Here is a 26,018-nt window from a genome sequence, read left to right as displayed (position 1 = left end):
GGCGTGCGTGCTTACATGTTCAGCGCGCGCTTGTCGACGGCGAGTGCCGCTTCGCGCATGACTTCCGACAGCGACGGGTGCGGATGGCAAATACGGCCGATGTCTTCCGACGCCGCCTTGAACTCCATCGCCACCACGGCTTCCGCGATCAGGTCCGATGCGTTCGCCGAGATGATGTGCACGCCGAGCAGTTCGTCGGTCTTCGCGTCGGCGATCATCTTGACGAAACCGTCCGCCTTGTTGATGCCGAGCGCGCGGCCGTTCGCCATGAACGGGAACTGGCCGGTCTTGATCTCGCGGCCTTCCGCCTTCAGTTGCTGCTCCGTCTTGCCGACCCATGCGATTTCCGGTTCGGTGTAGATCACCCACGGAATGCAGTTGTAGTCGATGTGCGGCTTCTGACCGTCGATCACTTCGGCAACCAGCACGCCTTCGTCCTCAGCCTTGTGCGCGAGCATCGGGCCACGCACCACGTCACCGATCGCGTACACGTTCGGCACGGCCGTCGCGCAGTGGTCGTCCACGTCGATGAAGCCGCGCTCGTTGGCCTTCAGGCCGATCGCTTCGAGGCCGAGGTTGTCGGTGTTCGGCACGCGGCCGACCGACACGACCAGGCGGTCGGCTTCGAGCGTCTGCGCGTTGCCGTCCTTGTCCGTGTAGGCGATCGTCACGCCGTTCGCGCTCGTCTTCACTTCGCCGACCTTCACGCCGACTTGGATGTCGAGACCTTGCTTCTTGAACTGCTTGGCCGCTTCCTTCGACAGCGCCTGGTCAGCCACGCCGAGGAATTCCGGCAGCGCTTCGAGCACGGTCACGTCCGCGCCGAGGCGGCGCCACACCGAGCCGAGTTCCAGACCGATCACGCCTGCGCCGATCACGGCGAGCTTCTTCGGTGCCGTGTCGAACGAGAGTGCGCCTTCGTTGTCGGCGATCAGCTTGTTGTCGACCGGAATGCCCGGCAGATGACGCGCCTTCGAACCCGTTGCGATGATCACGTTCTTCGCCGTGACGACTTCGCTGCTTGCACCATCTTCGCCTTCGCCGCTCACTTCGATCTGCACGCCGGCGTCCGTCTTGCCGGTGAACTTGCCATGGCCCTTGAGCCACGTGATCTTGTTCTTGCGGAACAGGAATTCGATGCCCTTGGTCATCTTCTCGACGATGCCGTCCTTGCGGCCCATCATCTTCGAGATATCGACCGAAACGTTTTCCACCGAGATGCCGTGGTCGGCAAGGTGATGCGACGCGTTCTCGAACTCTTCCGACGAAGCGAGCAGCGCCTTCGACGGAATGCAGCCGACGTTCAGGCAGGTGCCGCCGAGCTTCAGCGTGCCGGCCGGGTTCTTCCACTTTTCGATACATGCGACGGTCTTGCCGAGCTGCGCTGCGCGGATGGCGGCGATATAACCGCCAGGGCCTGCGCCGATCACGACGACGTCAAATTCTTTGGACATGACAATCCCTTTGATGGCGGAACGGCGCCGGGCCACCCGAGGTGGCGCGCGCCGTTCCTGTACTGCGGAATGCTAAAGACGTGCTACGGATGACGCCGGCCCGCGCAAACCGCGGGCCGGCGTCGGTGGAACGTGCGCTTACAGGTCGAGCAGCAGGCGAGCCGGATCTTCCAGCGCATCCTTCATCGCGACCAGCGACAGCACTGCTTCGCGGCCGTCGATGATACGGTGGTCGTACGACAGCGCGAGGTAGTTCATCGGGCGGATCACGATCTGGCCGTTTTCGACCACTGCGCGTTCCTTGGTGGCGTGCACGCCGAGAATCGCGGACTGCGGCGGGTTGATGATCGGGGTGGACAGCATCGAGCCGAACACGCCGCCGTTCGAGATCGAGAACGTACCGCCGGTCATTTCTTCGATGGACAGCTTGCCGTCCTTCGCCTTCTGGCCAAATTCGGCGATCTTCTTCTCGATGTCGGCGAGGCTCAGCTGATCTGCATTGCGCAGGATCGGCACCACCAGACCGCGCGGCGAACCGACAGCGATACCGATGTCGAAGTAGCCGTGGTAGACGATGTCGTTACCGTCGATCGACGCGTTCACGAGCGGGAACTTCTTCAGCGCGTGAACAGCCGCCTTCACGAAGAACGACATGAAGCCGAGCTTCACGCCGTGTTCCTTCTCGAACTTGTCCTTGTACTTGTTGCGCAGCTCCATGACCGGCGCCATGTTCACTTCGTTGAACGTCGTGAGGATGGCGTTGGTTTGCTGCGACTCGAGCAGACGCTCGGCGATACGAGCACGCAGACGCGACATCGGCACGCGCTGTTCCGGACGGTCCTTCAGCCATTGATCGGCCGATGCCGGGGCCTTGACGTCCGGCAGCGACGGCTTCGCAGCCTTCGGTGCGGCAGCCGGAGCCGGTGCAGCCTTGGCAGCCGGAGCAGCCTGGCCGGCGACGAGCACGTCGCCCTTCGTGATACGGCCGTCGCGGCCGGTGCCGGCGACGTCGCCCGCAGCCAGACCCTTCTCTGCCATCAGCTTGCCGGCAGCCGGCGAAGCAGCGGTGTTCGACCCCGTTGCGACAGCGGCCTGAGCCGCCGGTGCGGGAGCCGCGGCAGCGACCGGAGCCGGCTTCACTTCGGCTTCGACAGCGGCGGCGCCTGCGGTGCCTTCCGTGTCGATCTTCGCGATCACCTGCTCAGCCGTGACCGTGTCGCCGTCGTTCGAAATGACTTGCGCGAGCACGCCTGCTGCCGGTGCCGGCACTTCGAGCACGACCTTGTCGGTCTCGATTTCGATGAGGATTTCGTCCTGAGCGACAGCCTCGCCGGGCTTCTTCTTCCACTGCAGCATGGTTGCCTCCGAGACCGACTCGGAGAGCTGGGGAACCTTGACTTCAACAATAGCCATTATGAGTATCCTGATTACGTATCGGGTGACGGCGCTTCTTCACGACCGCCTGCGAACCGTGAACGCCGCGCCTGAACCTCATGGGAAACGTTCGGCGCGGCGCGGGAAAGCGCACTGCGCTTTCCCGGCTCGTCTGTTTCTTTATTTAGCGATCGACGCGCTCTTGAGACGGCCGAAAGCGCCTTCGATCAGCGCCTTCTGCTGCTCGTAGTGCTTCGCGTAGTAGCCGACTGCAGGCGAAGCCGAAGCCGGACGGCCGCTGTACGCCAGCTTCTGCCCTTCCTTCATGCCTTCCTTCAGATGGTGCTCGATGTAGAACCATGGGCCCTGATTCTGCGGCTCGTCCTGCACCCACACCACTTCGGTTGCGTTGTCGTACTTCTTCATTTCCGCTTCGAACTGCTTGTGCGCGAACGGATAGAGCTGTTCGATACGGATGATCGCGACGTCGTTCACCTTCGCTTCGCGGCGATGCGCGACCAGGTCGTAGTACACGCGGCCCGAGCAGGCCAGCACGCGCTTGACCTTCTTCGCGTCGATGGTTTCGTCCACTTCGCCGATGACCGGCTGGAACGAACCCTTCGCGAGTTCCGACAGATCCGACACGGCTTCCTTGTGACGCAGCAACGACTTCGGCGTCGCGACGATCAGCGGCTTGCGGAACAGGCGGATCATCTGGCGACGCAGCAGGTGGAAGACCTGCGCCGGCGTGGTCGGCTGAACGACCTGCATGTTGTGGTCTGCGCACAGTTGCAGGAAACGCTCGATACGCGCCGACGAGTGCTCCGGACCCTGGCCTTCGTAGCCGTGCGGCAGCAGCATGGTCAGGCCCGACACGCGGCCCCACTTCACTTCGCCCGACGAGATGAACTGGTCGATCACGACTTGCGCGCCATTCACGAAGTCGCCGAACTGCGCTTCCCACGCGACGAACGTGTTCGGTTCAGCGGTCGAGTAACCGTATTCGAAGCCGAGCACCGCTTCTTCCGACAGCACCGAGTCGATCACCGTGAACTTCGCCTGACCTTCGGCGATGTTCTGCAGCGGCACGTAGGTGCCGTCGTTCCAGCGCTCGCGGTTCTGGTCGTGCAGCACTGCGTGACGGTGCGTGAACGTGCCGCGGCCCGAATCCTGACCGGTCAGACGAACTGCGTAGCCCGAAGCGACCAGCGATGCGAACGCGAGGTGCTCGCCCATGCCCCAGTCGAGCTTCGCTTCGCCGCGGCCCATGGCGCGACGGTCGTTGATCACGCGCTCGACGAGCGGGTGAACCTTGAAGTTTTCCGGAATCGTGGTGATGCGTTCGGCGAGGCGCTTCAGTTCCGCGAGCGGCACGGCCGTGTCGGCCGCGTCGGTCCACTTGCGGTTCAGGAACGGCACCCAGTCCACCGCGTACTTGCTCTTGTAGTTCGAGAGCACCGGGTCGACCGTGTGGTGGCCCTCGTCCATCGCCCTGCGATAAGCCTTGACGAATTCCTCGCCATCCTCGGCCTTGATGATGCCCTGCTGAACGAGCTTTTCAGCGTACAGCGCGCGCGTGCCGGGGTGCTTCGAAATCGTCTTGTACATCAGCGGCTGCGTGACCGCCGGGGTGTCCTGCTCGTTGTGGCCCAGCTTGCGGAAGCAGACGATGTCGACGACGACGTCCTTGTGGAACTGCATGCGGAAGTCGATCGCCATCTGGGTGGCCAGCACGACCGCTTCGGGATCGTCACCGTTCACGTGCAGCACCGGCGCTTCGATCATCTTGACGACGTCCGAGCAGTACAACGTGGAGCGCGAGTCGCGCGGGTCCGACGTCGTGAAGCCGATCTGGTTGTTGATGACGATGTGCAGCGTGCCGTGCGTGCCATAACCGCGCGTTTGCGCGAGGTTCAGCGTTTCCATCACGACGCCCTGGCCGGCGAAAGCCGCGTCGCCGTGGATCTGCACCGGCAGCACCTGAACGCCGTTTTCGTCGCCGCGACGGTCCATACGCGCCTTCGCCGAGCCCTCGACCACCGGGTTGACGATTTCGAGGTGCGACGGGTTGAACGCGAGCGACAGGTGAACCGGGCCGCCTTCCGTCGCGACGTCCGACGAGAAGCCCTTGTGGTACTTCACGTCGCCAGCCGGCAGATCATCGACGTGCTTGCCTTCGAATTCGGCGAACAGGTCTGCCGGCATCTTGCCGAGCGTATTGACCAGCACGTTCAAACGGCCACGGTGAGCCATCGCGATGACGATTTCCTGAACGCCGCGCAGACCGCCGTGACGCACGACTTCGTCCATCGCCGCGATGAAGCTCTCGCCGCCTTCGAGCGAGAAGCGCTTCTGGCCGACGTACTTGGTGTGCAGGAAACGCTCGAGGCCTTCGGCGGCCGTCAGGCGGTTCAGGATGTGCTTCTTCTTGTCGTTGTTGAAGCTCGGCGTCGAACGGATCGATTCGAGGCGCTCCTTCCACCAGCGCTTCTGCTCCGGATCGCTGATGTACATGTACTCGGCGCCGATCGTGCCGCAGTACGTGTCGCGCAGGGCTTTGACGATCTCGCGCAGCGTCGCGCGCTCGAACCCGAAGTACAGATTCGTTGCGCTGAACTCCTGGTCCATGTCGGCTTCGGTGAAGTCGTAGAACGCGGGTTCAAGTTCGGGGATCGCGGGACGCTCGCGGCGCTTCAGAGGATCGAGATTGGCCCATTGCGAGCCGAGGAAGCGATATGCGCCGATGAGGGACTGGACGTAAACCTGTTTGCGGGCGGTTGCGAGATCTTCGCCGCCGGCCGTTGCGCGCGGCAGGAAGGCATTGGCCTTGGCGCGCTGGGCAAACGATTCGACGATCGGGCCATGGGCCACGTCGTTGGCGTTGCTGCCGTCCGATGCGGGCACGTTCTGCAACGCATCGAAATAGCTGCGCCAGGTCTCGGGCACTGACGCCGGATTATCGAGATACGCTTCGTACATTTCTTCAACGTACGGAGCATTGCCGCCGAACAGATAAGAGTTCGACTGGAATTGCTTCATCATTTTTACGCTCACCTTTCTTCGAGTTTCTCGAGAAATAGCGGGTTACCGAACCTTCCGCGACACGGCCTGACCGTTTAGCGGATTGCGCGAATCAAGTCTTGCTTGGAAGGACCTAAAACTTTGCACCCGGGAGCATAGCACAGAACGAATAGCCCAGATAGCGAACGGCACAGGCGCAAAGCCTGTGATGGCGGACGTTTCGCGGGCGACGGGGTGCCTTTTCACAGCGCGCAACAGTGTTCTGTGAGAAATGAAGGCGAACGGCGCAATGGGTGTCTACATGTGTGCCGCCCCGGAAAGTGGCAGGCATGATGCAGCGCCAAACGTTTTGATGCGCCGAAAACAAGGAAGCCACCCGAAGGTGGCTTCCGCTTCCTGCTATCCAGACGGATATTCGAGTCCGGCTTATTCGCCGGCAACCTTGTTGCGGCTCGCGCTGCGGCGCTCGTGTTCCTTCAGGTAGCGCTTGCGCAGACGGATCGACTTTGGCGTGACTTCGACCAGCTCGTCGTCGTCGATGAACTCGACCGCGTATTCGAGCGACAGCTGAACCGGCGGCACGAGACGCACGGCTTCGTCGGTGCCAGATGCGCGCACGTTGGTAAGCTGCTTGCCCTTGATCGGGTTCACGACGAGATCGTTGTCGCGGCTGTGGATGCCGATGATCATGCCTTCATACAGCGCTTCTCCCGGCGCCACGAACATGCGGCCGCGGTCCTGCAGCTTCCACAGTGCGTATGCGACTGCCGCGCCGTCGTCCTGCGAGATCAGCACGCCGTTGCGACGTTCGCCGACCGCGCCTTCCTTGACCGGCTGGTAAGAATCGAACGTGTGGCTCATCAGACCCGTACCGCGCGTGAGCGTGAGGAATTCCGACTGGAAGCCGATCAGACCACGCGCCGAAATACGGTACTCGAGACGCGTGCGGCCACGGCCGTCCGATGCCATGTCGAGCATTTCGCCCTTGCGGCGGCCAAGTTCTTCCATCACGCCGCCCTGGTGGGGGTCTTCCATGTCGACGGTCAGATTTTCGTACGGCTCGTGCTTCTCGCCGTCGATTTCCTGCATCACGACGCGCGGACGCGACACGGCCAGCTCGTAGCCTTCGCGGCGCATGTTTTCGACCAGAATGGTCAGGTGCAGCTCACCGCGGCCGGCCACTTCGAACGTCGTTTCGTCGCCGGTATCGCGCACGCGCAGCGCGACGTTGTGATTCAGTTCCTTCATCAGGCGGTCGCGAATCTGGCGGCTCGTGACGAACTTGCCTTCACGGCCCGCGAGCGGCGACGAGTTGACGAGGAAGTTCATCGTCAGCGTGGGTTCGTCGACGGTGATCATCGGCAGCGCTTCCGGCTGTTCCGGCGAGCAGATCGTCACGCCGATGCCCACTTCCTCGATACCGTTGATCAGCACGATGTCGCCCGCCTCGGCCGAGTCGACCTGCACGCGATCGAGACCCTTGAACGACAGCACCTGGTTGATCTTGCGATTGAGGATTTCGCCTTCCGGGCCCGATCGCACCGCGACGGCCATGCCCGGCTTGATGCGGCCGCGCGTGATACGGCCAATGCCGATACGACCAACGTATGACGAGTAGTCGAGCGACGTGATTTGCAGTTGCAGCGGACCTTCCGGGTCGGCCGGGCGCACCGGCACGTGCTGCAGGATTGCCTCGAACAAAGGACGCATGTCGCCGTCGCGTACATCAGGCGTGAGACCCGCGTAGCCGTTCAGGCCCGATGCGTAGACGATCGGAAAGTCGAGTTGCTCTTCGCTGGCGCCGAGCTTGTCGAACAGGTCGAAGGTCTGGTTGATCACCCAGTCGATCCGCGCGCCCGGACGGTCGACCTTGTTGACCACGACGATCGGCTTCAAACCCAGTGCGAGCGCCTTCTTCGTGACGAAGCGGGTTTGCGGCATCGGGCCTTCCACCGCGTCAACGAGCAGCAGCACCGAGTCGACCATCGACAGCACGCGCTCCACTTCGCCGCCGAAGTCGGCGTGCCCCGGCGTGTCGACGATATTGATGTGCGTGCCCTCGTACTCCACCGCGCAGTTCTTCGACAGGATCGTGATGCCGCGCTCTTTTTCGATGTCGTTCGAGTCCATCACGCGCTCGGCGATCTGCTGGTTCTCGCGGAACGTGGCGGTCTGACGGAGGAGCTGGTCGACGAGCGTGGTCTTGCCGTGGTCGACGTGAGCAATGATGGCGATGTTGCGTAGGGCGCGGGTCATAGGAAACCTGAAGACGGTTGAGTGCGCCGCTTGCTTATGCTGCTGGTTGAGGAGCCAAACCACGACAACAAGCCCAAAGCGCACTTTTGGGAACCGAAAATTATAGCACGCACGGATGATCCTTTTCTGGTATTCCCCGATAGACCGTCCGCTCTCCGCGCCTGCGCGAGTTGCGCGAATCGCGCCTTGCCCTGCCCTACGTCATTCCGTACGGTTTGTTGCTTGAGCGCGAAATAATCCTTGCCTAAGCTGTATTAACGCTTGTCGCGTCAATCAACAGCCAGCTATACTAATGCCTAGTCAACCATTGCATTCGCACGAGAATCATGACGGAGCCGTCCAACGAATCCACGCCGAATCTCAGCGAGTACCAGCTCGGCGAAAGCGTCGGCTATCTCATCTCACGGGTGAAATCGACGCTATCAAACCTGATCACACAGCGCAGCATGGCCGAACTCGGCATCACCAGCCAGCAGGGCAGCATCCTGTTCATGGTGGCGAGCGGCAAATGCCTGCTCGCGGCTGAGTTGGCGCGTGAATACGGTATCGACGCAAGCGCCGTCACGCGCCTGATCGATCGGCTCGAAAAGCGCGGCCTGCTCACGCGGGTGCGCAGTAACGAAGACCGGCGCGTCGTGCGCCTCGCGTTGACGCCGGAAGGCCATGCGATCGCGGCTCGCATGCCGGCCATTTTCAATGGCGTGCTCGATAACCTGCTGAGCGGGTTCACCCCGGAAGAAGTGGGCTTCCTGAAGAGCATGCTGCGTCGCGTGCTCGTCAATTCCGGCGAACACTCGGGACTTTCCCGCGACGCCGCAAGCCATCCCAATAGCAAATCGTAATAGCTTGCTTGCTGCGTCCATCAATACATTCCACTCAAAGAAGAGTCGAGCGATGAAATCCCTTTCCCTGTCCGCGCCCGCGCTGTCGAGCCGGGCCGCTGTCGCCGCCGCGGTGACGGCGCTCGCCCTCACGGGGTGCGCGAACTACTTCGGCGTCAAAAGCGACAAGCAGATCGCGTCGCCGACGCAGTACGAGTCGACGCAGAGTCTGCCCAACGAGGGCGGCCAGTGGCCATCGCTCGACTGGGCCAACCAGTTCGGCGACCCGCAACTGCCGAAGCTGATCGCGGAAGCGCTCGAGGGCAGCCCGTCGATCGCCCAGGCGCAAGCGCGGCTCGCAAAGGCTTCGTCGTATATTGAAAGCTCGCGCGCAGCGCTGTTCCCGAAGGTCAGCGCGAGCTATTCGTGGACCCGCGAGCTGTACTCGGCAAACTCCCTTTACCCGCCTCCGTTCGGCGGCACCTGGTATAGCGAGAACAACGTGCTCGCGAGCGCGTCGTGGGATCTCGACCTGTGGGGCAAGAACCGTCAGCGGCTCGGCCAGGCCGTGTCGCAGCAGAAAGCCGCCGAGGCCGATATGCAGCAGGCGCGCGTGACGCTCGCCGCGTCGGTCGCGAGCACCTACAACCAGCTAGCGCAGCTGTATGCGTTTCGCGACATCGCCGCGCGTGAAATCGCGAACCGCCAGGACGTCGGCCGTATCACGAATGACCGCGTGACGGCCGGCCTCGACACCAACGTCGAGAAGCAGACCGCCGCCGGCAACGTCGCGACGAGCCAGTCGAACCTGACCGACCTCGACGGCCAGATCACCGTCGTGCGCTACCAGTTGGGCGCGCTGCTCGGCAAAGGCCCGGACCGTGGCCTGCAGATCGACAAGCCGGTGCTCACCGGCGGCGACGTGGTCGCTCTGCCGGACAACATCCCGGCCGACCTCGTGGCGCGTCGAGCGGACATCGTCGCCGCGCGCTGGCAGGTCGAAGCCGCGATGCATGACGTGAAGGAAGCGAAAGCCGAGTTCTACCCGGACGTGAATCTCGCGGCCGGCTTCGGCTTCGACGCGTTCGGCTGGGGCCGTTTCCTGACCGCGTCGAGCCGTCAGATCCAGTTCGGCCCGGCGATCCATCTGCCGATCTTCGACGCCGGCGCGTTGCGCGCGCAGTTGAAGGGCCGCTACGCCGACTTCGAGGGCGACGTCGCGAACTACAACCAGACGCTGATCAACGCGCTGCAGGACGTCTCGACGCAGGTGTCGTCGATCCGCTCGATCGACCGCCAGGAGGGTGACGCCCAGCGCGCGCTCGACGCGTCGAGCAAGGCATACCAGCTCGCCGTAATCCGCTACAAGGCCGGCCTGTCGCCGCAGCTGCAGGTGCTCACCGCCGACGAAAACCGCCTTGCCGCCGAGCAGACGGTCACGGGTCTGCAGATGCGCCGCCGTAGTCTGCAGATCGGTCTGATCAAGGCACTGGGCGGCGGCTTCGACGCAACCCAGACCGGTCTCGTCGTGCCGACCGATGCTCCCGCGTCGGCCAACGCCGCGAACCACGCCACGAGCACCGCCGCGAACTGAGCGAGCCCGCCCGCGCCGACGCACACGCATACACACGAACACCCGAATAAACGACGACGTTCAAAAGAACCCGGAGCACATCAATGAGCACCCCCCAGCAGCCCGCCACTCCACCGCAAGCGGCGAACAACGGCAAACGCAAGCGCATGATGACGCTGCTCGTCATCGTGATCCTGATTGCCGCGGTCGCGTACGGCCTGTACTACTTCCTCGTCGCGCGCTTCCATGAAGACACCGACGATGCCTACGTGAGCGGCAACGTCGTGCAGATCACCCCGCAGGTCACGGGCACCGTGATCGCGGTCAACGCGGACGACACCCAGGTCGTCAAGGCCGGCGACCCGCTCGTCGTGCTCGACCCGGCCGACGCGCGCGTCGCACTCGAACAGGCCGAGGCCAATCTTGCGCAGGTGGTGCGCCAGGTGCGCGGTCTGTTCGCCGACGACAGCCAGTACGAAGCGCGGGTCGCGGCGAGCCAGGCCGATCTGTCGCGCGCCCAGGACGACCTGAAGCGCCGTATGACGGTCGCGCAAACCGGCGCGGTATCGCAGGAAGAAATTTCGCACGCACGCGACTCCGTGAAGAGCGCGCAAGCCGCGCTCGACGCCGCCAAACAGCAACTCGCGGCAAACCGCGCGCTGACCGCGAACACCACGATCGCCGATCACCCGAACGTGCAGGCCGCCGCCGCGAAGCTGCGCGACGCATACCTGAACCACGCTCGCAATACTCTGCCGGCGCCGGTCACAGGCTATGTCGCAAAACGCTCGGTGCAGGTCGGCCAGCGCGTATCGCCCGGCTCGCCGCTGATGGCGATCGTGCCGCTGCATGACGTGTGGGTCGAGGCGAACTTCAAGGAAGTGCAACTGAAGCACATGCGCATCGGCCAGCCGGTCGAACTGACGGCCGACGTCTACGGCTCGTCGGTGCCGTATCACGGCAAGGTGGTCGGCTTCTCGGCCGGCACGGGTTCGGCGTTCTCGCTGCTGCCCGCGCAGAACGCGACCGGCAACTGGATCAAGGTCGTGCAGCGTCTGCCAGTGCGTATTTCGCTCGATCCGCAGGAACTGGAGAAGCATCCGCTGCGTATCGGTCTGTCGATGCAAGCTGACGTGAACATCAAGGACGACACCGGCGGCCAGCTCGGTCAGGCGCCGTCCACGGTTTACCAGACCAACGTCTTCGACAAGTACGGCGCGGAAGCCGATGCGGAAATCGCACGCATCATCTCGGAAAACGCCGGCACGAACGCGAACGGCGGCGCGCAGAAGTCGACCGCGGCGAGCGCCGCGGCCGCCGCGAAACCGGCGGCCCATAAGAGCTGAGGCTCCGTCCGACGATTCAAAGAAGGCTCTTTTAATGGCTCAGGCTCAGGCGCAAGTCCCTCACCCGCCGCTCGAGGGCGCGCAACTGGTGATCGGCACCATCGCGGTGTCGCTCGCCGTGTTCATGAACGTGCTCGACACGTCGATCGCGAACGTGTCGATCCCGTCGATTTCCGGCGACCTCGGCGTATCGTCCGACCAGGGCACGTGGGTGATTACGTCGTTCGCGGTGGCCAACGCGATCTCGGTGCCGCTGACCGGCTGGCTCACCGACCGCATCGGCCAGGTGCGGCTGTTCATGGCGTCGATCGTGCTGTTCGTGCTGTCGTCATGGATGTGCGGGCTGTCGCCGAACCTGCCGTTCCTGCTTGCGTCGCGCGTGCTGCAAGGCGCGGTGGCCGGCCCGATGATCCCGCTGTCGCAGACGCTGCTGCTCGCGAGCTATCCGCGCGCGAAAGCGCCGATGGCGCTATCGATGTGGGCGATGACCACGCTGATCGCACCGGTTGCCGGTCCGATCCTCGGCGGCTGGATTTCCGACAACATCTCGTGGCCGTGGATCTTCTACGTCAACATTCCCGTCGGCGCGGTCGCGGCCGCCGCGACGTGGATGATCTTCCGTAACCGCGATTCGGTCATCAGGAAGGCGCCAATCGACGGCGTCGGCCTCGGTCTTCTGATCGTCTGGGTCGGCTCGCTTCAGGTGATGCTCGACAAGGGCAAGGACCTCGACTGGTTCTCGTCGACGACGGTCGTCGTGCTCGCGCTCCTCGCGGTGATCGCGCTCGCGTTTTTTATCGTGTGGGAGTTGACGGCCGAGCATCCGGTGGTTGATCTGTCGCTGTTCAGCCGGCGCAATTTCACCGGCGGCACGATCGCGCTGTCGATCGGCTATGGGCTTTACTTCGGCAATCTCGTGCTGTTGCCGCTGTGGCTCCAGACCGATATCGGCTACACGGCGACCGAAGCTGGACTCGTGATGGCACCCGTCGGTGTGTTCGCGATCCTGTTGTCGCCGCTGACCGGCAAGGTGCTGCCGCGTACCGATCCGCGCTATATCGCGACGCTGTCGTTCCTGATTTTCGCGCTGTGTTTCTGGATGCGCTCGCGTTATACGACGGGCGTCGATACGTACTCGCTGATGCTGCCCACGCTGATTCAAGGTATCGGTATGGCCGGCTTCTTTATTCCGCTCGTGTCGATCACGCTGTCGGGCTTGCCGGGCCATCGGATTCCGGCGGCCTCGGGGCTGTCGAACTTCGTGCGGATCATGTGCGGCGGTATCGGCACGTCGATCTTCCAGACCGCCTGGGATCACCGCACGATCATGCACCACGCGCAACTGACCGAACAGGCGAATGCTTACAACCCGGCGTTCGGTCAATCGATTCATCAGATGGGCGCGGTGGGTCTGGATCAGCAGCAGACCTATGGTCTCTTCAACACCATGGTCACGCAGCAGGCCGCGCAGCTCGGCGTAAACGATCTGTTCTTCATTTCGGCCGGTATTTTTGTCGCGCTGATCGCGCTGATCTGGATCACGCGGCCGGAACGGGCAGGCGGCGATGCGGGAGCGGCGGCGGCCGCGGCGCATTGAGGGGGGTGTTTGTGATGTTGCTTTAGTTCGACACCGCTCCACCGGAGGGCATGATCAAAACGGGATCGCTCGATGGCGATCCCGTTTTTTTATTGTCCGCGCCGGGCTGGCAAAACGGCGACCTCTAGCTCTCCGTCGTCACGATCAGACGGTCGGGCGCGAGCACGCCTTCGCCCGGCTTCGCGACCCCCAGAAGCCGCCCCTGCGCCGAGTACACCCTCACGCGCGGGGCATTCACCGCGTCGGCGGCGATCGTCAGCGACGACAGCTTCAGGCGCTGGCCGTGAAGGAAGCGGCGCGTGTCATCGTCGTTCAGACAGACCTGCGGGAACGTGGACAGCAGCGCGTCGACCGGTTGCAGCCATGCGTCGCGTTCGAGTTCGGTCGCGTAGGACAACGCGTCGAGCGTGACCGAATGCTCGAGCGTCAGCGCGCCGACGCCCGTGCGCCGCAGCGCGACCAGATGCGCGCCGCAGCCGAGCGCTTCGCCGATATCCTCGGCAAGCGTGCGCACATAGGTGCCCTTGCTGCACGTCACGCGAAACGTCACATCCGGCAACGCGCACGCAATCAGCTCGAGCGCGCGAATCGTCACCTGCCGCCCTTCCCGTTTGACCGTCTGGCCGGCGCGCGCGTACTCGTACAGCGGCTTGCCATCGCGCTTGAGCGCCGAGTACATCGGCGGAATCTGAACGATCTCGCCGATGAATTTCGGCAAAGCCGCCCGCACCGCCGCTTCGTCGCAGTCGACGGCACGGATGTCGAACGCCTCGCCTTCGGCGTCGCCGGTGGTCGTGCGAATACCGAGGCGCATCGTCGCCTCGTAGGTCTTGTCGGCTTCGAGCAAGTCTTGCGAAAACTTGGTGGCCTCGCCGAAACACAGCGGCAGCAGGCCAGTTGCCAGCGGATCGAGCGTGCCGGTGTGGCCCGCCTTTTTCGCCAGATAAAGACGTTTCGCGCGAACCAGCGCGTCGTTGCTCGACAGGCCGAGCGGCTTGTCGAGCAGCAGCACGCCATCGAGCGCGCGACGCGGCACGCGGGGGCGTTGAGGTGCGGTCATGTCGAGGGAGGCAGAACGTTCGGGAAATGCGAAAAACGGCGCCGCGCGCTACATGGAACGCCACGGCATGGCAGACGCTCAGTCGTCTTTCGCGCGCGTGGAATTTGCCTCGTCGATCAGACGCGACATCTCCACGGCGCGCTCGATCGTCTTGTCGTAGTGGAAATGCAGCGTCGGCACCGTGTGGATATGCAGGCGCTTGAACAGCAGATTGCGCAGATGGCCGGCAGCGTGCGTCAGCGCTTCGAGCGTTTGCTGCGGGTCGCCCGTCAGCGTCGTGAAGTAGACCTTTGCGTGCGCGTAGTCGGGCGTTAGCTCGACGCTCTGAAATGTGACGATGCCGATGCGCGGATCCTTGACCTCGCGCAGCAGCTCAGCCAGGTCGCGCTGGATCTGATCGGCGATCTGCACGTTGCGATTGGGAGTAGTACGTTTCTTAGGCATGGTGTTGTGTGCTCCGCTAAGACGGATGCAAAAAATTGGTTCGCGCGAGCCGTGTTCGATATTCGTTCGATACGACGGCGTCGCGGTCGCCGCGGCGGGGTGAGAGTCCATTTGCGACGAACGCGGCAGCCAAGCCAGCAACAAACTCGACACTGCGGGCTCAAAAACAACGGGCGGAGCGGGCGTCAAGCCCGTTCCGCCCGTTGTGCCGTGCCGCGTGAATTACAGCGTACGCGCGACTTCGGTGACCTCGAAGACTTCGAACTGATCGCCTTCGACGATATCGTTGAAGTTCTTGATCGACATACCGCACTCGAAGCCCTGACGGACTTCCTTCACATCGTCCTTGAACCGCTTGAGCGAATCGAGTTCGCCCGTGAAGATGACGACGTTGTTGCGCAGCACGCGCACCGACGACGAGCGCTTGACGAAACCGTCCGTGACCATACAGCCGGCCACCGTGCCGACCTTCGGCACCTTGAATACCTGGCGTACTTCCACCGTGCCCGTCACGACTTCGCGCTTCTCCGGCGCCAGCATGCCCGACATTGCCGCCTTCACCTCATCCACGGCGTCGTAGATGATGTTGTAGTAGCGGATGTCGACGCCATTAGCTTCCGCGAGCTTGCGAGCCTGCGCATCCGCGCGGGTGTTGAAGCCGATGATGACCGCCTTCGACGCCGTCGCGAGATTGACGTCCGACTCGCTGATGCCGCCGACCGCTCCGTGCACGATCTGCACGCGTACTTCGTCGGTGGAGAGCTTCTGCAGCGACTGCACCAGCGCTTCCTGCGAACCCTGCACGTCGGCCTTGACGATGAGCGGCAGGTACTGCACTTCGCCCTCGCCCATCTGCTCGAGCATGTTCTCGAGCTTCGCGGCCTGCTGCTTTGCGAGCTTGACGTCGCGGAACTTGCCCTGACGGAACAGCGCAACTTCACGCGCCTTGCGCTCGTCCGGCATCACGATTACTTCTTCGCCAGCCTGCGGCACTTCCGACAGACCCTGGATTTCGACCGGGATCGACGGACCCGCGGACTTGGTCGGCTTGCCGGTTTCGTCGAGCATGGCACGCACGCGACCGTAGGCGCTGCCTGCCAGCACGACGTCGCCGCGGTTCAGCGTACCTGACTGGACGAGGATCGTTGCGACCGGACCCTTACCCTTGTCAAGCTTCGCTTCGATGACGAGGCCCTTGGCCGGCGATTCGACCGGTGCCTTCAGCTCCAGCACCTCGGCCTGCAGCAGCACGTTTTCGAGCAGATCGTCGATGCCCGCGCCGGTCTTCGCCGACACCGGCACGAACGGCGAGTCGCCGCCGTACTCTTCCGGCACGACGCCTTCCGTGACGAGCTCCTGCTTCACGCGCTCCGGATTCGCTTCCGGCTTGTCGATCTTGTTGATCGCGACGACGAGCGGCACACCGCCAGCCTTCGCGTGGGAGATCGCTTCCTTCGTCTGCGGCATCACGCCGTCGTCGGCCGCCACCACCAGGATCACGATATCGGTCGCCTTCGCACCGCGGGCACGCATTGCCGTAAAGGCTTCGTGACCCGGCGTGTCGAGGAACGTGATCACGCCGCGCGGCGTTTCGACGTGGTAGGCGCCGATGTGCTGCGTAATACCGCCCGCTTCGCCTGCCGCAACCTTCGCGCGGCGGATGTAGTCGAGCAGCGAGGTCTTGCCGTGGTCGACGTGGCCCATCACCGTGACGACCGGCGGACGTGGCAGCGCTTCGGCGTCGCTCGCTTCGCCTTCGACCAGCATGGCTTCCGGATCGTCCAGCTTCGCCGCGAGCGCATGGTGGCCCAGTTCCTCGACGATGATCATCGCCGTTTCCTGGTCCAGCATCTGGTTGATCGTGACCATCTGGCCGAGCTTCATCATCACCTTGATGACTTCCGAAGCCTTCACCGCCATCTTGTGCGCGAGATCCGCGACCGTGACGGTTTCCGGCACATGCACTTCACGCACGATCGGTTCGGTCGGCGCCTGGAACGTGGTGCTCTGCTCCTGATGCTTGCCACGCCCCTTCGGACCGCCGCGCCAGCCACGATCGACGCCGCCGCTCGAATCGCCGCGCGTCTTGATGCCGCGGCGCTTCGCTGCATCGTCCTGCCAGCCGCTCTTACCGCCGCCCGGCTTCTTCTTGTCGCCCGCCGACGGTGCGCTCGCGGGCGCCGGAGTCGCGGCGGTTGCCGGCTTTCTCGCTGCCGGGCGCGCCGGTGCTTCACCAGCCGGACGCGCCGGCTTATGCAGCGTGCCCTTGGCTTCGGCCGCCTTGGCCGGCTCGGCGGGCTTCGGTGCCGGTTCCGGCGCCTTCACCTGCGCCTTGCGCGGCGTGTTCATCATTTCGCGAATCGCGCGCGCTTCGGCTTCGGCCGCCGCGCGGCGCTTGGCGATTTCTTCCTGTTCGGCGCGCGCCTTTTCGGCGGCCACGCGGGCGGCGTCTTCCGCTTTCTTCGCGGCTTCGCGTTGTGCGGCGCGTTCCGCTGCCGCGCGTTCGTCGTCCTGCTCGTTTGCCTTCTCGGCAACCGGTGCAGCGGCTTTCGCCGCCGCCTGCTGGGCCTTCTCGCGAGCCGCCGCCTCGGCCGTAGCCGCTGCGCGCTTCTTTGCATCTTCTTCCGCGCGCTGACGCTCGGCTTCCGCGGCCTGCTCGCGCGCCTGACGGTCGACTTCTTCGCGCTCGAGCTGTTCCTGGCGCGCCTTCAGCTCCTGCGCCTGCTTTTCGAGCAGCTCAGCTTCGTGACGTGCTTCTTCCTCACGACGCTGCAGTTCGAGATCTTCTGCGTCCGCGTTCTCGGCCACATGATTCGATGCATCCCCGCCTTCCGCGACAGTCTCGTCGCGGCGGACGAACGTGCGCTTCTTGCGCACCTCGACCTGAATGGTGCGAGCTTTGCCCGTCGCATCGGACTGCTTGATCTCCGACGTATGCCGTTTCGTCAGCGTGATCTTGCGCTTGTCTGCATCAGTCGAGCCGTGAGACTTGCGCAAGTGGTCGAGCAGACGCGCCTTGTCCGTTTCGGACAAGGAGTCGGCTTCGCTCGCTTTTGTGACGCCAGCTGCCTGCAGCTGCTCAAGCAGCACGCCTGCAGGCATTTTCAGTTCCGCGGCAAATTGGGCTACGTTGTTACTCGCCATTCATTCCTCTTAATGCAAGGACCGATTCCTTGCGGTTAGCATCGGGTCATGCGGCCTGACGGCCGCGTTCAATTCAGTGCGCCATGGTCATTTCTCACTGGAACCAGTGTTCACGTGCTTTCATGATCAACGCCTTAGCGGCATCCTCTCCCATCCCAGTCATCTCGACCAGTTCATCCACGGCCAGCTCGGCGAGTTCGTCGCGCGTCTGGATCTGATGTTCGGCCAGTTTCGCGAGCAGGTCGGCGTCCATGCCGTCCAGACTCTTCAGGTCGAGCGCTACATTCTCGACCTTTTCTTCGTTCGCGATCGCCATCGTCAACAGCGCGTCGCGCGAGCGGTTGCGCAGTTCGTGAACGGTGTCTTCGTCGAATGCCTCGATTTCGAGCATTTCGTTGAGCGGCACGTAGGCGATCTCTTCAAGGCTCGTGAAGCCTTCGTCGATCAGGATGTCGGCGACTTCCTCGTCGACATCGAGACGCGCCATGAACAGGTCGCGCAGGACGCCGCGCTCCTGATTCTGCTTCTGCGCAGATTCGTCCGGCGTCATGATGTTGATCTGCCAGCCGGTGAGCTCGCTGGCAAGCCGCACGTTCTGGCCGCTGCGGCCGATCGCGACCGCGAGTTCGTTCTCGTCGACGACGACGTCCATCGAATGCTTTTCTTCATCGACGACGATCGACTGCACGGCTGCCGGCGCGAGCGCGCCGATCACGAACTGGGCGGGGTCTTCCGACCATAGCACGATGTCGACGTTTTCGCCACCGAGCTCGTTGCGTACGGCCTGCACGCGCGAGCCGCGAATACCGACGCAGGTGCCGATCGGATCGATGCGCTTGTCATAAGCCACCACGCCGATCTTTGCGCGCACGCCCGGATCGCGAGCCGCCGCCTTGATCTCGAGCAGGCCCTGCTCGATTTCCGGCACTTCCATCTCGAACAGCTTCATCAGGAATTCCGGCGCCGTACGCGACAGCTCGATCTGCGGACCACGCGCGGTGCGGTCGACCTTCGCGATATACGCGCGCACGCGGTCGCCCACCCGAAGGTTTTCCTTCGGGATCAGCTGGTCGCGGCGCAGCAACGCTTCGACGCGACCCGATTCGACGATGAAGTTGCCCTTGTCGAGGCGCTTCACCGAGCCGGTCATGATGTGTTCGCCGCGCTCGAGGAAGTCGTTCAGGATCTGCTCGCGCTCGGCGTCGCGCACCTTCTGCAGGATCACCTGCTTGGCGGCCTGCGCGCCGATACGGCCGAATTCGATCGACGGCACCGGCTCCTCGATGAACTCGTCGAGCTGAATATCGGGCTGCTGCTCGCGCGCCTCGAACAGAAGAATTTCCTGATCCGGTTCCTGCAGACCTGCTTCGTCCGGCACCACCTTCCAGCGGCGAAACGTTTCGTGCTCGCCGCTTTCACGGTCGATGTGGACGCGGATATCCGCATCTTCTTCGAAGAGTTTCTTGGAGGCCGAAGCGAGAGCCGCTTCGAGCGCGGCAAATACCACGTCCTTATCGACATTCTTCTCGCGTGCCAGCGCATCCACCAGCATCAACACTTCGCGACTCATTGTTTGCGGCTCCTAAAGTCAACTTTCGGAACAAGGCGCGCCTTGTCCATGTCCGCGAGCGTGAAATCGAGCATCGCGGCCCCTTCTTTTCCTTCAAATTCCAGACCGATCGTCTCGCCTTGCGGAGCACGCAAAATGCCCCGGTACGATTTCCGACCGTCCAATGGCTTTTTCAGTGTGATAACCGCTTCGCTGCCCGCGAAACGTTCAAAATCCGCCAGTTTCTTCAGCGGGCGATCGAGACCGGGTGACGATACTTCGAGCCGCTCGTAATCGATATTTTCGACCGTCAGAACGTGCTGGAGCTGACGCGTGACTTTCTCGCAGTCTTCGATTGCGATGCCGGCTGGCTGGTCGATATAGATACACAACATGCCGCGCCCGGTGCGCTCGAGATCGACGAGCTCGTAGCCGAGTCCCACGACCGTGGTTTCAATCAGTTCCGTCAGTTGCACAGTGCCCTCTTAGATGTTCGCGCAGCGAGCCTCGCCTCTTCTGCAAACAACCAATGCGGGCCGCGCGCCAAGCCGGCGCACGTTCGTGCGAACCCGAGATGCCGAACCACGATGAACTGAGCGGCAAAAAAAAATGGGCTGAACGCCCATCATCTTATTGCCGGTGGTCGCACCTGAGCCGCACATGAAACCGTACGCCCAGCGACTTCGCGATTGTAGCCATTTTCCGGCCCAAACGCAATCCGCGGAACGCCGGGCGATGTGCATTTCCGCTTGAATTGATAGGAATCTTTCGACAATGTGGCGGCAAATCCGGGCTTTTGCAAGGTCGCCCGAGCCGTCGGGAAGGGGAGCCGGACGGGCTACGCCAACACTTTGCGGCGATGCGTCCTGTCGGTCTTCAGTGCAGTTTCGCACGGCGTTTGACGCATCGGAACGCCGTGCGAACGCGGCAAACAAGAGGCGGCATAAAATCGCCAAAAACGATAAACGGCTCGGCCGGGAAGCACTCGACATTGCTAGTCAGTATGCAGTATGACTCCCGTGAGGCAATGGCTGGCCCGCCGTAAGGAATCAAGCGCGGGTTAGCATTGCTGCCAGAGCAGCACAGTGCGGACACGGCCGCTCCCGGCGATTTCCGGCACGGAGGCCAGCATGGAAGACGATAGCACGCTGTGCGTCGGTCTCGATGTACACAAGGACTCGATCACGGTCGCGTATGCGCCGGGCTCGGGCGAAGTCGAACTGCTGGGCAAGATCGGTATGACGCGGGCTGATATCGATCACCTGTGCCGGCGCCTGCAGTCGAATGTGCGGCACATCTGCGTTGTCTGCGAGGCCGGTCCATGCGGCTACGGACTTTACCGGCAGTTCGTGCAGAAGGGATTCGGGTGCATCGTGTGCGCCCGATCGCTGATTCCGAAAAAACCGGGTGAACGGATCAAGACTGAGCGGCGTGATGCGATCAAGCTTGTGCGGTCTTTGCGCGCCGGTGACCTCTCCGCGGTGTACGTGCCGAGCGACGACGAAGCGTTCCGCGATCTGGCACGGACGTGGGTGGCGCCAAAGACGACCTGAAGCGCGCACGGCAACGCGTGAAGGCCTTTCTACTCTCGCTTGGGACGAGTAACCCGCGACCAGGCTACGCAACGGACTACTGCATCCGACTTGCGGTTCCAGATAGCGGCAGGCTCATTGGGCGGACATCTGTAGTGCGGTACCCAACCCGCGGATATCAGCTTGATCCACCGCCGAAATGTACTGCTACGCCGCCCTGAGGAAATTCCGGCAACGTGAATTCGAGAAACTAAAAACCCGATCCCAATTGACACCGGGAGTCATATCAGCCTGGCAGGTCATGCGAACTGCACCAAAGGGTATGGCCGTTCAACGGCCACCCCTCAAACGCGGTACAGCGCCCCGCTCAACGGCCGCGCGAGCGACCGCGCGCCGTGCCGCCGCCACGATTCGCGCCGCCCGAACCCGCGTTGCCGCCGGCACGGTTGGCGTTGCCGCCACGATTGCCGCCCGGCCCGCGATTGCCGCCGCTGTCGCCGGACGCGCCGGCACGCTTGCCGCCAGTGCGCGCACGGTTGCCGTTGGGCGACGACGCGCGGTTGCCGTCGACGTCGCGGCCGCGCTGCCCCCCGGCGCCGCGATTGCCCACACCGACACCAGAACCAGTGCCGCCCCCCATCCCCGCGCCGAAGCCACCGCCCGCCGCGCCACGGCGACCCTGTCCGCGCGGCTGCTGCTCGAAGCGGCTGTGCGACATCAACACCGGCTCGCGGTTGATAAAGCCCATCGACGTCTGCATCGGATCCGGCTGACGACGCTCCGGCGCCGCATTGCGGCTACCGCGCTCCTCAGTCGGCGCCTTCAGGCCGACCGATGCCATCAGTGCGCGCACCTGATTGTCCTCGAGTTCTTCCCAGCGGCCGCGCTTCAGACCACGCGGCAGGGAGATCGGGCCGTGGCGCGTACGGATCAGCCGGCTGACCATCAGGCCGGCCGCTTCGAACATGCGGCGTACCTCGCGATTCCGCCCTTCGGCGAGCGCGACGTGGTACCAGTGATTCGTGCCTTCGCCGCCGCCGTCGCGGATGCGCAAGAAATTCGCCGGGCCGTCCTCGAGTTCGACGCCGTTTAGCAGCTTCTGACGCATACCCTCGGCGAGTTCGCCGACGACACGCACCGCGTATTCGCGCTCGACGCTATAACGCGGATGCATGAACCGGTTCGCGAGATCGCCCGAGGTGGTCAGCATCAGCAGACCTTCGGTGTTGAAGTCGAGACGCCCGACCGCGACCCACTTGGCGGTTTTCATCGGTGGCAGCTTGTCGAACACCGATGGACGGCCTTCCGGGTCCGCGTGGCTGACGATTTCGCCGGTCGGTTTGTGGTACAGCAGCACGCGCGGAGGCTTGCCGGCGACCTTGCGCTTGACCGGCTTGCCGTTGATGCGGACCTGGTCGGTCGGCATGATGCGCTGGCCGATGTGCGCCGGTTCGCCGTTCACCGACACGCGGCCGGCGATGATCAGCTCTTCCATGTCGCGGCGCGAGCCCATGCCCGCCTCGGCGAGCACCTTGTGCAGCTTCGGCGCGTCGTCATCGGGCGACAGCACGCGCTTCGGGGCCGCTGCCTTGCCATGGCGCAGCATCGGCGCGCGTACGCCGCCAGTCGTGGTGTTGTCGGCATCGAATGCGGGCGACGTCACGTATGAGAACAGATCGTCCTGAGCTGACTCCGCGGCCGCATCGGCGCCGCGGCGATTCTGGCGCTGGCCCTCACGTTGACCTTCGCGCGGCTGACGTTCGCGCTGGTCTTCGCGTGATGCGCCCTCGCGCTTCGCACCGCCAGCGTTACGACGCCCGCCCTGTTTCGCACCCGCGTCCTTGCGCGGCGTGCGCACCTGGGCGACGACCTCGCCGTCCGGCGGCGTTTCGGCGACGACCGGCGCGCCTTGCGCGGGCGCGCCCTCGGCTGCCTTCGTCTTCGCGCCGGCGCGGCGTCGCGCGATCAGGCTGCGCGGCCCGCGACGCAGACCGCGGCGGGGGCGCTCTTCGCCCTCTGCTTCCGCGCCATGAGCCGGGCGCTCGCCCTCGCCTGTCGCCGCTTGCGTAGTGCGTTCGTCGGTCCGCGCCGACGGCACGGGGCGCTCGGATTCGGACGAATCGGTGTCGTGGGTATGTGTCAAAACAACCTCAAAATGTCAGGTCGCGCGCGCCCGTTGCGGGCGCGGCAAAAAAGTTCGGTTACGTCAGGCGCTGCGCGACTCGGTTTCGTCGTCGGTCAGAATACCTGCGTCCTGCGCGGCATCGCGGCGATCCTCGGGATCGTCGTGCGCCGCCTCGATCGGGTTCGGCTCGGCAGCGTGCTCCGTATTGCGAGCCACGCCCGAGCCGTGCGCGGGTGTTGCCGGATCGGTCTGGGCGACCGGATCGTAATGCTGTGCCGAGCCGGCGACGCTGGCATGCGCTGCCGCGGGTGCCGGTTCGGGCTGTTGTTGCATGTCGTGCGGCGCGCTCGACGCGTCTGACGCACTCGTCGTGCCGGCCTGCCCGGTCGCTTCCGCACGGGGCTCCGGTTCGAGCGTCGACTCGGCTACCGTCTCGGGCGGCGCTGCTTCAAATCCCGACGCGGCGTGCTGCGCCGCTTCCGGCGGAGCCGGCTCGCCAGCCTCACCCACGATGTCGTGCCCGGCAACCTGCACCGGCTGCTGCATGCTTTGCGCGTCGCCCTCGGCAAACTCGATCGCGTGCTGACCCAGCAGATCCGCGTTCAGTTGTGCGGACGGATCGGCAAGCGGAGGCAACTCGTCAAGCGCCGTTAGACCAAGGTCATCGAGGAACTGCCGCGTGGTCGCATACAGCGCCGGACGCCCCGGCACGTCGCGATGACCGATCACCTCGATCCAGCCGCGATCCTCGAGCTGCTTGACGACCTGCGTATTCACCGTCACACCGCGAATTTCTTCGATATCGCCCCGTGTCACCGGTTGCCGGTAGGCAATGATCGCGAGCGTTTCGAGCACCGCGCGCGAATATTTCGGCGGTTTTTCCGGATGCAGCCGATCCAGGTACGAACGCATCGCGGGCTTGCTTTGAAACCGCCAGCCCGACGCCAGCCCGACCAGCTCCACACCGCGCCCAGACCAGTCCCGCTTCAGGTCTTCGAGCAAGGTCCGAACAGTGTCCGCCGACACGCCGTCGGCAAAGAGCTTGCGCAATTCGCCGAGCTTTAACGGCTCCTGCGCGCAGATCAAGGCAGTCTCGAGGACGATCTTCGCCTCTTGGGTATTCATGCAGCTAGGTCAGACCCTGTGGTCAAAGAACCGGATCAAACAGACGATGTGGAACTGAAGACGCGCTCGCCCGATTCTGATCGGTCATATTGATGGGAGCACGCACCGGGGGGTGGCGAACAGACTTATCGAGCCAGACCCAGCCGGACGGAGCGGCGATATTCCTGAAAGGAATCGCGTGACTGAGCGCCATATTACGCAAAAACGACCGGGGCGTAAAGCCGCGATCTGCCGTGCATCTTCTGCTGCGGCGATGACCGGTGTAGCCGCGCCCGCCCGCGTCGAGTCGACAGCAAGAAGATTCTCACGATTCGCGGCTTTTCGCCGCTCGCGGTACGTCAACACGAAGCGCGGGGGGCGTACGAGGCCGCATGATCAGGCCCCGGCGTGGCGCGCCAGAAACCGCGTCAAGCGCTCAACGCCGGCATCGAGCCGCACCGTATCGCACGCATAGCACCAGCGCACGAACCCCTCGCCCTGCGGCCCGAACGCGCTGCCCGGTGCCACGCCGAGCCCGACCTCCCGCACCATCGCCTTGCACAAATCGAGACTGCGCGTCGAGCCCGGCATCGAGAAGAACAGATACATCGCGCCCAGCGGGGCCTTCACATCGACGCCGGGAACCGCCGACAGCGCGCGCACCAGATGATCGCGCGACGTCCTCAGGTCGCGCACCAGCTGCTGCGTAAAACGCTCGCCCTGCTCGAGCGCCGCGACGCCCGCCTGCTGCACGAACGACGGCGCGCACGACGTGTTGTACTCGACCAGCTTCGCCAGGTCGTCCATCAACGCGGTCGGCGCGACGATCCAGCCGAGCCGCCACCCCGTCATCAGCCAGGCTTTCGAGAACGAATTCACGCAGATCACGCGTTCGTCGCGTGTCGCGAGGTCGAGAAACGATGGCGCGGTGCACACACCGGCCGCCTGGGCAGCGTCATCGCCGGGATAGTAGAGCCGCTCATAGACCTCGTCCGCGACGATCCAGATGCCGTGCCGCCGGCAATGTTCGAGCACGCTGCGCTGGTCGTCGCGATTCATCACCCAGCCGGTCGGGTTGTTCGGCGAGTTGATCATCAGCATCTTCGTGTCAGGCGTCAGCGCGGTCAGCAATTGCCCGACGTCGAGCTCCCAGCCGCGTTCGCCGTAGCCGAGCGCGACGGTTTCGACATGCGCGCCGAGAATCTTCGGGATTTCGACCAGATTCGGCCATAGCGGCGTCACCGCGACGACGCGGTCGCCGCTGTCGACCACCAGCTGCGCGGCGAGCATCAGCGCGTTGACGCCCGCGCTCGTGACCGCGACGTGCTCGGGCGACGTCACCCCGTGCAACTCGCTGACGTAGCCCGCAAGTGCCGCGCGCAATGGCGCGATGCCGAGATTGTGCGTGTAAAACGTCGCGCCGGCGGCGAGCGCGGCGCTCGCGGCGTCGCGAATGAATGCGGGTGTGACGCGATCGGACTCGCCGAACCAGAACGGCAGCACGTCGTCGACGCCGAAACCGGCGTTCGCGACTTCACGGATTTGCGATGGACGCAGCGCGCGTACGGCGTCGCGCGCATTTGGGATGGAGAGCACGGGCAGGTCCAATTCGCTCATC

General features: G+C 63.9%; 16 protein-coding genes and 1 pseudogene. 5 read left to right on the top strand and 12 right to left on the bottom strand.

The window, feature by feature from the left end; all coding sequences use genetic code 11:
• Positions 1 to 11 precede the first annotated feature (11 nt).
• From lpdA to typA, 4 genes are all read right to left on the bottom strand, one after another.
• On the bottom strand, positions 12 to 1,454 hold the full coding sequence (lpdA, locus tag HDG34_RS33485) for a dihydrolipoyl dehydrogenase (protein WP_184066791.1): 1,443 nt from the start codon (positions 1,452 to 1,454) through the stop codon (positions 12 to 14).
• 138 nt (positions 1,455 to 1,592) lie between these two features.
• Positions 1,593 to 2,867: a 2-oxoglutarate dehydrogenase complex dihydrolipoyllysine-residue succinyltransferase gene (odhB, locus tag HDG34_RS33480; RefSeq protein ID WP_184029896.1), complete on the bottom strand. Its 1,275-nt coding sequence runs from the start codon at positions 2,865 to 2,867 to the stop codon at positions 1,593 to 1,595.
• 141 nt (positions 2,868 to 3,008) lie between these two features.
• Positions 3,009 to 5,870, bottom strand: coding sequence for a 2-oxoglutarate dehydrogenase E1 component (locus tag HDG34_RS33475; RefSeq protein ID WP_184066789.1), 2,862 nt, complete (start codon positions 5,868 to 5,870; stop codon positions 3,009 to 3,011).
• Between the two features lie 405 nt (positions 5,871 to 6,275).
• A complete protein-coding gene (typA, locus tag HDG34_RS33470) occupies positions 6,276 to 8,105 on the bottom strand; it encodes a translational GTPase TypA (protein WP_090804133.1) in 1,830 nt (609 codons plus the stop codon).
• A 326-nt stretch (positions 8,106 to 8,431) separates the two neighbouring features.
• On the opposite strand from typA, the gene HDG34_RS33465 reads away from it, so the two are divergent.
• The 4 genes from HDG34_RS33465 to HDG34_RS33450 all read left to right on the top strand — a co-directional run bounded on the left by HDG34_RS33465 (position 8,432) and on the right by HDG34_RS33450 (position 13,442).
• Positions 8,432 to 8,947 carry a MarR family winged helix-turn-helix transcriptional regulator gene (locus HDG34_RS33465; protein WP_184066786.1) on the top strand — a complete coding sequence of 172 codons (516 nt, stop codon included), beginning with the start codon at positions 8,432 to 8,434 and terminating at the stop codon, positions 8,945 to 8,947.
• 52 nt (positions 8,948 to 8,999) lie between these two features.
• Complete coding sequence (locus tag HDG34_RS33460) at positions 9,000 to 10,520, top strand: efflux transporter outer membrane subunit (protein ID WP_184066783.1); 1,521 nt, start codon at positions 9,000 to 9,002, stop codon at positions 10,518 to 10,520.
• A gap of 83 nt (positions 10,521 to 10,603) precedes the next feature.
• Positions 10,604 to 11,845 (top strand): EmrA/EmrK family multidrug efflux transporter periplasmic adaptor subunit, encoded by a 1,242-nt coding sequence (locus HDG34_RS33455; RefSeq protein WP_184029918.1) that lies wholly within the window; start codon positions 10,604 to 10,606, stop codon positions 11,843 to 11,845.
• Positions 11,846 to 11,879: 34 nt separating this feature from the next.
• Complete coding sequence (locus tag HDG34_RS33450; RefSeq protein ID WP_184066780.1) at positions 11,880 to 13,442, top strand: DHA2 family efflux MFS transporter permease subunit; 1,563 nt, start codon at positions 11,880 to 11,882, stop codon at positions 13,440 to 13,442.
• A 124-nt stretch (positions 13,443 to 13,566) separates the two neighbouring features.
• Here HDG34_RS33450 and truB read toward each other — a convergent pair whose 3' ends face one another.
• The 5 genes from truB to rimP all read right to left on the bottom strand — a co-directional run bounded on the left by truB (position 13,567) and on the right by rimP (position 20,115).
• Positions 13,567 to 14,502: a tRNA pseudouridine(55) synthase TruB gene (gene truB, locus HDG34_RS33445; RefSeq protein ID WP_184066777.1), complete on the bottom strand. Its 936-nt coding sequence runs from the start codon at positions 14,500 to 14,502 to the stop codon at positions 13,567 to 13,569.
• A 78-nt stretch (positions 14,503 to 14,580) separates the two neighbouring features.
• Complete coding sequence (gene rbfA / locus HDG34_RS33440) at positions 14,581 to 14,946, bottom strand: 30S ribosome-binding factor RbfA (protein ID WP_008922231.1); 366 nt, start codon at positions 14,944 to 14,946, stop codon at positions 14,581 to 14,583.
• Between the two features lie 222 nt (positions 14,947 to 15,168).
• Positions 15,169 to 18,090 (bottom strand): translation initiation factor IF-2, encoded by a 2,922-nt coding sequence (gene infB, locus HDG34_RS33435; protein ID WP_184066774.1) that lies wholly within the window; start codon positions 18,088 to 18,090, stop codon positions 15,169 to 15,171.
• A 94-nt stretch (positions 18,091 to 18,184) separates the two neighbouring features.
• On the bottom strand, positions 18,185 to 19,660 hold the full coding sequence (gene nusA, locus HDG34_RS33430; RefSeq protein WP_176120042.1) for a transcription termination factor NusA: 1,476 nt from the start codon (positions 19,658 to 19,660) through the stop codon (positions 18,185 to 18,187).
• The gene (rimP, locus tag HDG34_RS33425) at positions 19,657 to 20,115 is read right to left on the bottom strand and encodes a ribosome maturation factor RimP (protein WP_184066771.1); all 459 of its coding nucleotides are present in this window, start codon (positions 20,113 to 20,115) and stop codon (positions 19,657 to 19,659) included. The genes nusA and rimP overlap by 4 nt, the downstream gene beginning before the upstream one ends.
• A gap of 654 nt (positions 20,116 to 20,769) precedes the next feature.
• Here rimP and HDG34_RS33420 point away from each other — a divergent pair.
• Positions 20,770 to 21,236 (top strand): annotated as a pseudogene (locus HDG34_RS33420) (transposase); the annotation flags it as partial.
• Positions 21,237 to 21,538: 302 nt separating this feature from the next.
• Here the strand turns inward: HDG34_RS33420 and rluB are convergent.
• The 3 genes from rluB to HDG34_RS33405 form a co-directional block, all read right to left on the bottom strand.
• On the bottom strand, positions 21,539 to 23,314 hold the full coding sequence (gene rluB, locus HDG34_RS33415; RefSeq protein ID WP_184066769.1) for a 23S rRNA pseudouridine(2605) synthase RluB: 1,776 nt from the start codon (positions 23,312 to 23,314) through the stop codon (positions 21,539 to 21,541).
• Positions 23,315 to 23,377: 63 nt separating this feature from the next.
• Positions 23,378 to 24,421, bottom strand: coding sequence for an SMC-Scp complex subunit ScpB (gene scpB / locus HDG34_RS33410; protein ID WP_184066766.1), 1,044 nt, complete (start codon positions 24,419 to 24,421; stop codon positions 23,378 to 23,380).
• Positions 24,422 to 24,796: 375 nt separating this feature from the next.
• Positions 24,797 to 26,017: a pyridoxal phosphate-dependent aminotransferase gene (locus tag HDG34_RS33405; protein ID WP_184066763.1), complete on the bottom strand. Its 1,221-nt coding sequence runs from the start codon at positions 26,015 to 26,017 to the stop codon at positions 24,797 to 24,799.
• Position 26,018 lies beyond the last annotated feature (1 nt).

Origin of the sequence: Paraburkholderia sp. HC6.4b (genome assembly GCF_014200875.1) — a bacterium.
Taxonomy (GTDB): Bacteria; Pseudomonadota; Gammaproteobacteria; order Burkholderiales; family Burkholderiaceae; genus Paraburkholderia; species Paraburkholderia tuberum.
Note: the sequence above shows the minus strand (reverse complement) of the source record. Positions and strands in the feature narration are given on the sequence as shown.